This window comes from Amycolatopsis keratiniphila subsp. keratiniphila (genome assembly GCF_001620365.2).
GTDB lineage: Bacteria > Actinomycetota > Actinomycetes > Mycobacteriales > Pseudonocardiaceae > Amycolatopsis > Amycolatopsis keratiniphila.
The window spans coordinates 1-12,210 of record NZ_LQMT02000026.1 but is presented as its reverse complement, the minus strand read 5'-3'; the positions used below and the strand labels follow the sequence as shown (position 1 = coordinate 12,210).

Below are 12,210 nucleotides of genomic sequence, written 5' to 3'. Positions count from 1 at the left end.
TAGCCCGCTAAAGTCGACGCGCCGGCAGCCGGTCAGGGAGGCTTCGCAGGTCGCCTCTCCTACTTTTGCCGGTCTTTTTCCGACAGTCGATGATGTGGGCACCCGGGTTCGGTATAGGTTCCCCGGGAGCAGACTCTCAGGGCAGGGGGAAGGCAGTGGCAACGGGCACGACGGTATTCAGCAGGGTGACGGTGGTCGCGCCACGCACCCGGATCGACGTGGCTTTGCCGGCTGACGTCGCGGTGGCGGACCTGCTGCCCATGCTGTTGGAGATGGCGAAGGAGGCGACGCCGGACGGCGGCGCCCGCCACGGCGGCTGGGCACTGGCGAAGCTGGGCGACGCGCCACTCGACCCGAGCCGGACCCTCGCGTCCCTCGGCGTCGTCGACGGCGAGCTGCTTCAGCTGCGCAAGCGCAACGAGAACCCGCCGCCCCCGCTGTACGACGACGTCGTCGACGCGATCGCCGAGTCGTCCCCGGACAGCTTCCGTCCGTGGACCAAGGAGACGGCGCGCCGCTTCGGGCACATCGCGGGCGGCCTGGCGCTGTTCTTCGCGGCCCTCGCGCTCTTCACCAGTGGCTCCTTCTACGGCGGCAACGCGCTCGCCGCCGCGATCGCCGGCGGCGTCGGCGCGATCGCGTGCGTCGCGATCGGCGCGACCCTGGCCAAGGCCTACCAGGCCGAGGCGACCGGTGTGCTGATCGCCGCGGCAGGCGGTCTGCCGCTGGCGTTCGTCAGCGGGTTCTACATCGTGCCAGGGCTGTCCCTGTGGGCGAACCTGCTGCTCGCGAGCACTCTCGTGATCATCGTGGCGGCGGTCTGCATCCTCGTCATCGGGCACGGGATCACCACCTTCATCGCGGCCGCGACGACGGCCACGATCTCGGCGCTGACGTTCCTGGCCGCGACGCTCATCGACACCCCGATCGCCGGGATCGCCGCCGGCGCCACCGCGTTCTCGCTGGCCTGCATCTCGATCCTGCCGCGCGCGACGATCAAGCTCGCGGCCCTCCCGACGCCGCACGTCCCCGGCAGCGCCGAAGAGCTCAAGGAAGACTCGGGCTTCCCGGACTACCGCGCCATCGAGCGCCGCACCGCGGTCGCCCACGAGTACATGACCGGCCTCCTGACCGGTTGCGGCGCGGCCACGGCGTTGTTCGCGATCATCGCCTCGACGTCGCCGACGATCTTCGGCCCGATCCTCGGCGTGATCGCCACGCTGGTCCTCCTTCTCAGGGCACGGGCGTACGCGAACGGCGCGCAGGCCATCGCCCTGCTGACCACCGGCATGGTGTCCGGCGCGGGCATCCTGCTCGGCTGGATGTGGTCGGCGAGCCCGCTGAACCGCGTCCTGTTCGTGTTCGGCGCGCTGCTGCTGATCGGCGCCGGCGCGCTCGTGGTCGGCGTGATCTTCCCCAACCAGCGCTTCTCGCCGCCGCTGCGGCGGACGGTGGAGATCTTCGAGGCCGTCTTCATCGCGACGGTGCTCCCGCTGGCGCTCGGCGTCATGGAGCTCTACACCACGCTGCGCCACCTCAACTTCAAGTGACGACCCGATCGGATGATGCTCTGATGGCTGCAGCGCGGAAGTCCAGGGGGACGCGCGTCCGCCACCTCGGCCTCGCCGGACGTACCGGAACGGTGCTGCTGGCGGCCGGTATCGGTGTTCTCTCGCCGGCGTCGGTGGCCCTTCCGGCGTGGGCGCAGCAAAGCAGCGTCGCGCCGGAAGCCGGCGGCTACTACGCGACCCCGCCGCAGGTGAACAAGTCCATGAAGCCGAACGACGAAGGCAAGCCGGACAAGACCTACGAGAAGAAGACCGAGTGCGTCCAGCGCAGCAAACTCGGTGGCGACCAGGTCGACATCAAGAACCGGCCCTGGGGTCAGCAGTACCTGCAGATCGAACGGGTGCACCAGTTGATGCGCGGTGCCGGGCAGTCGTCGGTCGGCGGGGGCATCAAGGTCGCCGTGATCGACACCGGCGTTTCCGCGCACCCGTACTTCGAAGGTCGTGTCGAATCGGGTGGTGACTACGTCGCGACTCCCGGCGGTGGCAAGGCGCCGGGGCTCGAGGACTGCGACGGTCACGGCACCGAGGTGGCGGGGATCATCGCCGCGAACCCGCCCGACGCGAGCATCGGGTTCCGGGGGGTCGCGCCGGACGCCACGATCCTGTCGATCCGTCAGTCCAGCCAGAACTACGAGGAAGCGGAGAAGAAGGAAGAGCCACCGGCGCCGCCGGCTTCGTCCAACCAGGCTCCTCCCTCCTCATCGAACAATCCGGGTTCGCAGCTTCCGCCGTCCTCGGGGAACGGCGCTGTCGGCGGAACCGCTCCGGGCCAGGACAAGGGCGGACGGCAGCAAGGTCAGGGCAAGACCGCGGGCACGCTGAAGACGCTCGCGCAGGCCGTGGTCAGGGCTGTCGACAAGCGCGCCAACGTGATCAACATGTCGGTCGACAACTGCCGCCCGGCCACCGGTGGCATCACCGAAGGCGAGCAGCAACTGCAGGCGGCGGTGAACTACGCCGTCGAAAACAACGTGGTCGTTGTCGCGGCGGCGGGCAACGTCGGTGACAAATGCCCGCAGAATGACCAGCCGGACCCCAAGGCGCCCAAAACGATCGTCACGCCGCCCTGGTTCTCCGACGACGTGCTGTCGGTCGCGGCGATCGACGACACCGGTGGCGTCGCGGAATTCAGTGTCCACGGACCGTGGGTCAGCGTCGCCGCCCCAGGCACCAAGATCATTTCCTTGGACCCCGCGGAGGGCTCCAGCAGCCTGGCCAACCTGACCATCGAGGGCGGCAAGGACCCTGGCCCCATCCAGGGGACCAGCTTCGCCGCCCCGTACGTCGCCGGTGTGGCCGCACTTGTGCGCCAGAAGTTCCCGGAGCTGAATGCCCGTCAAGTGATGACCCGCATCAAGGAAACGGCGCAGCATCCCGCGGCGCCGGGCGGGCGGGACAACTTCGTCGGATTCGGCGTCATCGACCCGGTCGCGGCCCTGACGGCGATCGTGCCGTCGGAGGCGGACAAGGCCAAGCCGGTTCAGCTGCCCGCGAACCTGCCACCCGCGAACGACCACGACCCCGCGCCGATGATCGTCGCGCTCGCCGGAACGGGCGGGGGTCTGGTGGCGCTGCTCGTCACGCTGTTCGTGGTGCACTCGGTCCGCCGCAACCGGCCGACCGCNNTAGCCCGCGAAAGTCGCTCTGGCCCCTGGGGCTCCTACTTGGCGGGCTTGGGCTTCTTCGGAGCGGGCTTCGGCGGGGTCTCGTCCTCACCGATGACGGGCGGGACGACCTGGCCAGGCTCACCGACCACATCGGACGGCTTCGAAGCGGGCCGCGTCTTGGACTGGTGGGCCGTCTGTCCTCCACCGCCCATGCCTCCCATGCCCATCATGGGCGCCATCCCCATCGGCATCATCGCCGAGCCGACGCCGGCCACACCCGATCCATGCGCCGGAGCGGCCTGAACGGGCGCGACCTCCGGGATCAGCGCCTGCCCTTGCTCGGTCAGCGGTTCCTGCGATCCGGTCTGCCTGCCGTCGGCCGCGGCCGGGGACGTCGACTGGTCGTCGGACGCGGCACCGGAATCGACCTGAGCGGCGGCCTTCTCCTGGACCGGCGCGCCCTGCGCCTCGGAATCGTCGTGGAGCTTGAACTCGTCCTGCGGGTACCGGTGAGTGATCTCGATACTCCGCGATCCGGCGTCAGGATCGTCGACGCCGTCGCAGAACCGCACGAAGCCCTCAAGGACGTTGCGAGCGGCTTCGAAGAGCGCCTTGGCCGACTCCTGCGCCTCTTCCAACTGGGTTCGCGCCCGCCGGACCCCGCCGACCGGCAGCATCGCGGTCTCGGAGGTCAGTTCCGCCGTGTCGACGAGGACCTCGACGAGGTCGGTCAGGATACGGCGGATCGACAGCACCAGTTCGTCGAGCGAACTCGCCAGCGTCGTGAGAGCGTCCTCGACGTCAGAACCCGCGGCGTGGATGTCCACGATGTACGCGACGAACGCGTCGGCGTCCTTGCCGGACCACCCGGCGTCGAGGCGCCCGAGGTCTTCGGACAGCTCCTTCGAAACGTTGCCCGCGGTCTTCGCGGCTTTCCGGAGGAGGTCCGCCTCGTTCTTCAAGTCCTCCCAGCGCCCCACCAACGGGGTCAGGTAGGTCTCGACCGGATCGATCAGCCCCAGATGGCCGGACAGCTCCGAAACGAAGGCGAGATGCGGTGCCGCAGCCTCGACCAGCTCTTCCCCGCCGGAGCCCGTCGCGTTTAGCGGGCTAAACGCGCTCCGGGGCGGCTCGGGAGCAGCCGGGCGTGCGGCCGCCATCGGGTGCGGGATGGAATCCGTCGGGTGCTCCGATTCGGCGATCATGCGGTTCAGAGCTCCACGGCGCGCTTGATCATCTGCGCTGCCTCGTCGTCGTGCCCGGCATGCCGCGCGGTCACGGTGTGCAGGGCCTCGGACGCCGACCTCAACGCGGCCGCGCCCTCCACCAGCTGACGCCGGATGGCCTCGGCCGCACGCCCATAGGACGCGCCGAGGCCCAATTCCTCGCCCAGCGTGCCATGGGATTCGACGGTGACGCCCTCACCGGTCACCTCCGCGGCCGCCAGGTCGAGCTCTCCGGCGGCCGCGTCCACCCGCTTCGCATAGTCACCGACGACGTTGCCGTCGATCTTCAGGCCGGCCACTGCACCCTCCACTCACCCGATACCGCTCGGGCGTTGAGACGTTCGGGCCGTCCGGCGGGTTCCCGTGATCAGTTGCCCGCCGGAGTCTGTTGCGACTGCGTGGCGACCGAGCCGGCCCTGTCGTCGATCGGCACCGTGTCGAACGTCCGGAGCACATCCTGCGTGTTCAGCGAAGCTCCGGTGGGCAGAATCCGAACGATGGCCTCAGGCGCCGGCACTCGCTTGTTGAGCCCGATCGAATCAGCCGTCACGGCGTCAGGGACGCCATAGCGGATGCCGCGATCGGAGATCAGCTGGATCGGCCCCTTGTCGAAGGTCTCCTTGCCGGTCGCCGACTGGACGACGGCCGCGAAGCCGGGCTCCATGTAGAAGCTGTTGATCGGCGCGCCGACCGGACCGGGGGTACCGATCTTGACACCGGGCGCGGATCCGTCGGCGTTCCTGCCCTTCGGCAGCTTGTCGTCGACGAACACCGCCGTGTGCCCGTCCCGGCCGCCGCCTTCGCCCGTGATGGACCAGCTCAGGCAGGAGACCCGGGAACCCTGGGTCGCGTCGAGAACCGTCGGCACGGTCTTCGGGTAGGCGTCGAGCTCGACGACCTGCGAGACCCGCGTGAGGTTGCGGATCTTGCCTAGCGGCACGGACATGACCGACGTGCTGCCATCGTTCTTCCCGGTCTGCACGATGTCGGCGACCGCCGGGGAGATGGCCTGGATTCCGTCCTTCGTGATGAGGTAGAAGTCCTTCCGCCCTTCGGCCTGCTCAGTCGAGAAGACGTCGCCGACCTTCATGTCGTCGATCTCGTAGTTGGGCTTCTCGCCCTTGCCCGGGACCTCCGGAAGCTTCAGCTCCGGCACCTCGGGGATCGCGTCGAGCAGGCCCTGGGAGATACCGCGGGGCCGATCGGACAGCTTCAGCGCGGAACGGACGGCGTTCGCTTCGGGCTTGATCTCGGCCTTGACGGCGTTCGCGTTCCGGGCGTTGGGGTCCGGCGTCTGCCGGTAGATCAGGTACTCCCGGCCGTTGACGCCCTTGGCCAGCAAGGCCTCGTTCTGGCCGAGCTCACGGTTCCCGAGCTGCTTCACACCCGCGTAGACGGTCGTTTCCGTCTTCGAGAGATCCGGCTGGGGGACCGACTCGTCGTACACGACCTCGTCGCAGACGCCCCATTCCGGGGAGACGCGTTGGGTGTCCGTCGGCATCAGCTGCGGGCCGTTGGGAATACCCATGAGCTGGCCGCGGGGAATGTTCTTCAGTTGTTCGTCCGAAACGACTGTGGGGTTCTTCACTTCCGACGCCTGCGTGGGCCCGGTCGGCTTGCCTCCCGCCTGCTGCTGCCCTTGTTTCGACTGCGCGATGATCAGCAGCCGCGCGGAGGCGAGGTTGAAGGTCGGGATCAGTTTCTTCGGGTTCCCGGCGACGACGTAGACCGTTCCTGACTGTTCGCCGATGACGATGTTGCCCGCGTCCGGCACGGCGGGCTTCGGGCTCAGCAAGCCCCAGATGATGAAGACCAGGACGCCCAGCGCGGCCAGCACGACACCCACGATGGTGGCACGCGTGTGCGTGCGCATCGGGTCGTGGAGCATGACGGCGTCGCGACGGACCAGCGCGGATTGCATCCGTCGCAGAACGAACTGATAAGCCTGAACTTGAGACTTAGTAGTCGGTGTTGATGGCATTCTCGACCTACAGTCCTCCCCGTCGCGGTACGGTTCCGCAGGATAGCCGTACGGGGACCGTCTGGTGTGGGGTTTCTACCAACTCCAGCTAGTGTCAAGTTCCTCGGGACCGGCTTTCCGGGTACGCAGCAAGCACGAGGGGAAGAGAAAGCGCGGATGTCCGTCACCACTCCTCCACGTCCGCCCGGCCCTCCGGGGTCTCAACCTCCTGGTCGTCCGCCGGGGCCGCCGCCAAGGCCCGGCAGACCGGGTGGTCCGGGCGGCCCGGCCGGAGGCCCGGGAGGTCCCGGTGTTCCTCGCGGCCCCGGGGGCCCAGGCGGCCCTGGAGGTCCTGGCGGACCGCAGGGTCCCGGCGGCCCGGGAGGCCCCAAGGGCCCCGGTGGCCCCGGCGGACCTGGTGGTCCGGGAGGTCCCGGTGGGCCGGGCGGCCCGGGCGGGCCTCCGTCCGGCGGCCCCGGTCCGCAGTCCGGTCCCCCGCCCGCTCCGGCGGCACGGATCGCCGCGCCCGCGCGGCGCCGGACCGGTGGGATCAACCTCGGCCCGCTGCCCGTGGCGAACCTCGTCGTGCTCGAACTCGGGCTCGCGATCGGCCTCATCCTGCTCGCGATCGACATGAAGCTGAAGTACGTCGCGATCGGCGTGCTCGGGTTCGCGATCATCATCGCGTTCCTGCGCTGGGGCGGCCGCTGGTTCACCCAATGGGCCGGACTCACGATGCGGTACATGTTCCGTTCACACGATCGTGTGGCGAATCCGCTTCCCCCGAGCACCATCGAGTCGCTCGCCGCCGAAGAAGACGCCGTCACCGGCCCCGACGACGCCCGCGTGAACCTGCTTCGCCTGGCTGTTCCCGATCTCGTCGTCGCGCACGGTGTGGACCACGAACGTCAGCAGGTCGGCATCGCGTGGAACGACGGCACGTGGACCGCGGTCCTGCTCGTCGAACCCGCGCCCGCGCTGATCACCCAGGCAGGTGGCGCGCCGAGCCTGCCGCTGTCCGCGCTCGCGCCGTGTCTCGAAGACCGCGGTGTGGTCCTCGACTCGATCCAGATGATCTGGCACTGCTACCCGGGCAGCGCCGCGCTTCCGTCGGACTCGCCCGCCCTCAGCTCCTACATGGAGGTGCTCGGCCCGCTTCCCGCGGCCGCGCGGCGGACGACGTGGGTCGCCATCCGGCTCGACCCGCGCCGGTGCCCGGCCGCCATCCGCGAACGTGGTGGCGGCGTCGTCGGTGCGCACCGCGCGCTGATCGGCGCGCTCTCACGGGTGCGGAACGCCTTGGAATCCCAGGGCGTGCCGACCCGGCCGCTCGACCCGGACGAGTTGCTGCGGTCCAGCATTTCGGCCGCGGAGCTGACCGCGGTCGCCGGTTCGCCGGGGAAGGTCGGCCTGCAGGAACGCTGGACCGGCGTCACCGCGGCCGGCATCGGGCACGCGAGCTACGCGATCACCAGCTGGCCGAAGGGCAAGATCAGCGGCAGCCTGAACGCGCTGACCAGTGTCCGCGCGCTGTCGGCGACGGTGGCGATGTCGATCTCGCCGTCCGCGGACGAGGGCAAGATCGGGCTTCGCGGGATCGTTCGCCTGAGCGCGCGGAATCCGCGTGAACTGGACGCGGCCGACCAGCGGCTGCAGGGCGTCTCGGACCGGCTGGGTGTGACGCTGACGCCGCTGCGCGGCCTGCAGATCTCCGGGTTCTCCGCGACTTTGCCGATCGGAGGCACGGCATGAGCACCCGCATGCGCGACGCAGGCCAGAGCGCCGGTGTCGCCCCGGAATTCACCGTCGACCCGGCGATGCTCGACGCGATCAGCCCATCCGGTGATCGCGGCGGCATCGTCCTCGGCTCCGGGCTCAAGGGTGAACCGCTGACCATTTCCGCGCTGCGTTCGACGCCGACCCGGATCGTGCTGGTCGGCGGCCTCTATCTGGCTCGCCAGGTGGCGTTGCGGGCGATGGCGGTGGGCGCGTGGGTCGTCGTGGCGACCGGACGTCCCGCCGCGTGGCAGGTGCTCCCCCAGGCCGCGGGAAACCAGCCCAACGGCAGGCCTTCGCCGCTGGTGCAGATCCGGCGGCTGTCGCCGGTGGACCTCCCGCGTCCGTCCGAGGACGCGCCGCTGCTGGTGGTGACCGACGGCGGTCCGACACCGCAGGACCTCTTCCCGCCGCGGTCGCCGTGGCAGACGACGGTGTACGTGCTGCCGTACCTGCACCCGCAGGCCGGGGCGACCGCGAACGCGGCCGACCTGGTGCTGATGCAGCGGCTCCCGCCCGGCCAGGCCGAACTGGCCGCCCGCATCTGGCGGCTCCCGCCCCAGATGATGAAGCAGCTCACGACGCTGAAGGACGACCAGGTCGTCGCCCTGGGCCGCAACCTGTGGCGCCCTCTGCGCCTGGTCACCACCGCCAAAGAACAGCAGATCCTGGGCCCTGTCCGCCGAGGCGACTAACCCCCGCCCGCGTCGACTTTAGCGGGCTAATCGCGCTCTACGGGGCACTGTCCACATCGGACAGTGCCCCCTTTGCGTCCCACCTCGTCGCGTTTCGCCCCCTAAACGCGATCCGAGGCGTGGCGTTTGTCAGTCAAGGGGCAATCGCGCCGACTGTGGATAAGCCGGGCGTTGTGGATAAGTCGCACTGAAATGGCATAGATTGCCGCAGGTTGTCGGTCACGTCGGTCACCGTGTCGACATGACCAGACCCTTCGATTCATCTCACCTTCCCGATGTCTTCCGCGGCTCGGAGGCGCGCAAGGCTGGTCTCATCACTGCCAGCCAGCTGCGCGGCTCGAGCGTCCGGAGGCTGTTTCAGGACGTCTACACGCGCGCCGACGTCGAGGTCACCCACGAGCTGCGATGCCGTGGCGCCGCATTGCTGGCGCCTCCGGAAGCAGTCCTGACCGGGCGATCGGCCGCGACCGTTCACGGTGTCGAGCTGGCCAACCCCAGCGATCCCGTCGAGATGATAGTGCCAGAGAAGAATCGCTTCGGCCCGATCGTCGGCATCAAGGTTCGACGTACAGAAGTCAAACCCGAAGAATCGCGACCCTGGAACGGCATTCGCATCGCACGGAAACGCCGAATAGCATTGGATCTCCTGCTTCGGCTTTCTCCGCGCAAATCCAGCTGGACGCGACGGCTCCGCATCGGCGTTCCGGATCTGGACCAGTTCATGAGGGCCAACAACCTGACCGACCTGCACCTCAACGGCGAGTTCTACGGTCGTCGCAATAGAGGAATTCGCTTGGCCAGGCATGCCTTACGTCTCTCCGACCCTCGCGCTGAATCGTCTCCGGAATCGGAACTCCGCATCGTGCTGGCCGCCGGCGGCATCACGGCGACGCCTCAAGTCGAGGTCAGGTCCAGGGTCGGCCGTTTCCTCGCTCGTCTGGACCTCGCGGACGAGAAATTCCGTGTCGCCATCGAGTACGACGGCCGATGGCACAACACACCGAAGGAACAAGCCTATGACCGCAAACGCCGAAGACGCGTGGAGGCCGAGGGATGGCGATTCGTCATCGTCACCGCCGAGGACCTGGCGAACGACCTCAAGGGCGTCGTCGACGCCGTCTGGCAGGCCCGCCGCAGCGCGTTTAGCCCGCTAAAGGCGCCGCGGCCGGGTCAGGAGGGGGTGCGCATGGCGCGCGTTTGATCGGCACGCGTGGCTAGTTCGGCGTCTGGCGGGTAGTCGACGGCCATCAACGTCAGGCCGTGCGCGGGAGCGACGGCGCTGTCGCGCGTCCGGCTCTCGAGAACGTCGCCCGGCCAATCGAGCGGACGACGGCCGTCACCGACCAGGAGCAGCGCCCCCACCAGACTGCGCACCATCGAGTGGCAGAAGGCGTCGGCGGATACCTCGACCTCGACCGCGTGCGGTCCGGTCCGCCGCCACACAAGCCGCTGAAGCTCGCGAATGGTCGTCCCGCCTTCACGCTGCTTGCAGAAGGCCGCGAAGTCCTGGAGCCCCAACAGAGCCGCCGAAGCCTCGTTCATCGCGTCAACCGACAGCGGACGGCCCCAAGCCAAAGTGTCGTGACGTCGCAACGGATCCACGCCCCAGGGCGCGTCCGAAACGCGGTAGAGATAGTGACGCCGCACGGCCGAGAACCGCGCGTCGAACCCGGGCGCCGCTACCCTGGCGTCCAGCACCCGCACGTCTCCCGGCAGGTACCGGTTCCAGCGGTGCCGCATCCGCCCCAGGTCAGGAATGCCGTGCTCGTCCAGTTCCAGACGACCGGATCGCGTTTTGCCCGCTAAAGGCGACGCGTCGACGTGGACCACCTGGCCCGCCGCGTGCACACCGGCATCGGTGCGGCCGGCGACGACGACGGACTTTGGGACCGAAGCGCCTGGAGGCTGCTTCGCGAGCGCCTCTTCGAGGATTCCCTGCACCGTGCGCCGTCCAGGCTGCCGCGCCCAGCCGGAGAAATCGGTGCCGTCGTACGAGAGGTCCAGACGCAGACGAACGAGCCCGCCCTCCGTAGTGGGAGTGGCGGGCTCGTCCGGGGTGTTCGGTGCCGTCAGGACGTCAGTCCTTCTTGCTGTCCGCGTCCGCGGCGGGGGCCTCAGCGGCCTCGTCGGCGACGGGAGCCTCGGTGGCCTCCGGAGCCTCAGCGGCGGCCGTGTCGGCAGCCTCAGGGGCGTCGGTGGTCTCCTCGGCGGCCGGAGCGGCAGCCTTCGGCTCGTCCTTGGCGAACTTCGTCTTGCGCGCGGCCTCGGCCTCGGCGGTGACGGTCTTCTCGGACACAAGCTCGATGACGGCCATGGGGGCGTTGTCGCCCTTGCGCGCCATCGTCTTGGTGATCCGGGTGTAGCCACCCGGACGCTCCGCGAAGAACGGACCGATCTCGGCGATCAGCTTGTGCACGACATCCTTGTCGCGCACGACGCGCTGGATCTGACGACGGTTGTGCAGGTCGCCCCGCTTCGCCTTCGTGATCAGCTTCTCGGCCAGCGGGCGCACCCGCCGGGCCTTCGCCTCGGTCGTCGTGATCTTGCCGTGCTCGAACAGCTGAGTGGCCAGGTTGGCCAGGATCAGCCGCTCGTGCGCGGGCGACCCGCCGAGACGGGGTCCCTTTGTGGGGGTGGGCATCGGTTCTCCTCGTTCAGCTCACAGCTGAAGGCCGGCGCTCCCCCACCCGACCGGTGAGGGAGCCGTAGCTGGCCTTACAGCTGCTCCGTCTCTGCGTAGTCCTGGCCATCGTCGTGGCCGTTGTCCGAAATTCCGTCCGTGATGCTGTCGACGCCCTCGGACCAGCCTTCACCGTCGTAGCTGGCCGCGGCCGCGGTCGGGTCGAACCCGGGCGGGCTGTCCTTCAGCGCGAGGCCGAGACCGACGAGCTTGAGCTTGACCTCGTCGATCGACTTCGCACCGAAGTTGCGGATGTCCAGCAGGTCGGCCTCGCTGCGCGAGACCAGTTCGCCGACGGTGTGGATGCCCTCGCGCTTGAGGCAGTTGTACGACCGGACGGTGAGGTCCAGGTCCTCGATCGGCATCGCGTAGGCGGCGATGGTGTCCGCCTCCTGCGGCGACGGGCCGATCTCGATGCCTTCGGCGTCGACGTTCAGCTCGCGCGCGAGACCGAACAGCTCCACCAGCGTCTTACCGGCCGACGCGACAGCGTCCCGCGGCGTGATCGACGGCTTCGTCTCCACGTCCAGGATCAGCTTGTCGAAGTCGGTGCGCTGCTCGACACGGGTCGCCTCGACCTTGTAGGTCACCTTCAGCACCGGGGAGTAGATGGAGTCGACCGGGATCCGGCCGATCTCCGCGCCCGCCTGCTTGTTCTGCAGGGCCGGAACGTAACCGCGGCCGCGCTCGACGAC

Annotated in this window: 10 protein-coding genes and 1 pseudogene; 5 read left to right on the top strand and 6 right to left on the bottom strand. The window is 69.0% G+C overall.

The genetic code is table 11. The features are described 5' to 3' along the window. Positions 1 to 185: 185 nt before the first annotated feature. Together eccD and mycP are read left to right on the top strand one after the other, a co-directional pair. A complete protein-coding gene (gene eccD / locus AVR91_RS27375) occupies positions 186 to 1,550 on the top strand; it encodes a type VII secretion integral membrane protein EccD (RefSeq protein ID WP_083715443.1) in 1,365 nt (454 codons plus the stop codon). Between the two features lie 23 nt (positions 1,551 to 1,573). Then, positions 1,574 to 3,193 (top strand): annotated as a pseudogene (gene mycP, locus AVR91_RS27370) (type VII secretion-associated serine protease mycosin); the annotation flags it as partial. A 38-nt stretch (positions 3,194 to 3,231) separates the two neighbouring features. On the opposite strand, the gene AVR91_RS27365 reads toward mycP, so the two are convergent. The 3 genes from AVR91_RS27365 to eccB all read right to left on the bottom strand — a co-directional run bounded on the left by AVR91_RS27365 (position 3,232) and on the right by eccB (position 6,385). Continuing rightward, positions 3,232 to 4,383, bottom strand: coding sequence for a WXG100 family type VII secretion target (locus AVR91_RS27365; RefSeq protein WP_063273158.1), 1,152 nt, complete (start codon positions 4,381 to 4,383; stop codon positions 3,232 to 3,234). Between the two features lie 5 nt (positions 4,384 to 4,388). After that, positions 4,389 to 4,703 carry a hypothetical protein gene (locus tag AVR91_RS27360; RefSeq protein WP_063273157.1) on the bottom strand — a complete coding sequence of 105 codons (315 nt, stop codon included), beginning with the start codon at positions 4,701 to 4,703 and terminating at the stop codon, positions 4,389 to 4,391. A 68-nt stretch (positions 4,704 to 4,771) separates the two neighbouring features. Then, positions 4,772 to 6,385, bottom strand: a complete 1,614-nt coding sequence (gene eccB / locus AVR91_RS27355; protein WP_076153465.1) for a type VII secretion protein EccB — start codon at positions 6,383 to 6,385, stop codon at positions 4,772 to 4,774. A gap of 549 nt (positions 6,386 to 6,934) precedes the next feature. On the opposite strand from eccB, the gene eccE reads away from it, so the two are divergent. From eccE to AVR91_RS27335, 3 genes are all read left to right on the top strand, one after another. After that, the gene (gene eccE / locus AVR91_RS27345; RefSeq protein WP_063273154.1) at positions 6,935 to 8,116 is read left to right on the top strand and encodes a type VII secretion protein EccE; all 1,182 of its coding nucleotides are present in this window, start codon (positions 6,935 to 6,937) and stop codon (positions 8,114 to 8,116) included. Beyond that, entirely contained in the window at positions 8,113 to 8,835 is a 723-nt protein-coding gene (locus AVR91_RS27340; RefSeq protein WP_007031058.1) for a hypothetical protein, read from the top strand. Before eccE ends, AVR91_RS27340 begins: the two co-directional genes overlap by 4 nt. Positions 8,836 to 9,076: 241 nt before the next feature. Next, the gene (locus tag AVR91_RS27335; RefSeq protein ID WP_063273153.1) at positions 9,077 to 10,036 is read left to right on the top strand and encodes an endonuclease domain-containing protein; all 960 of its coding nucleotides are present in this window, start codon (positions 9,077 to 9,079) and stop codon (positions 10,034 to 10,036) included. Here AVR91_RS27335 and truA read toward each other — a convergent pair. From truA to AVR91_RS27320, 3 genes are all read right to left on the bottom strand, one after another. After that, positions 10,006 to 10,839 (bottom strand): tRNA pseudouridine(38-40) synthase TruA, encoded by an 834-nt coding sequence (gene truA / locus AVR91_RS27330; protein WP_083737761.1) that lies wholly within the window; start codon positions 10,837 to 10,839, stop codon positions 10,006 to 10,008. The two genes, AVR91_RS27335 and truA, sit on opposite strands and share 31 nt — an antisense overlap. 73 nt (positions 10,840 to 10,912) lie before the next feature. After that, entirely contained in the window at positions 10,913 to 11,476 is a 564-nt protein-coding gene (gene rplQ, locus AVR91_RS27325; RefSeq protein WP_063273151.1) for a 50S ribosomal protein L17, read from the bottom strand. 74 nt (positions 11,477 to 11,550) lie between these two features. Further along, on the bottom strand, positions 11,551 to 12,210 hold a 660-nt coding region (locus AVR91_RS27320), incomplete at its 5' end, for a DNA-directed RNA polymerase subunit alpha (protein WP_143254116.1).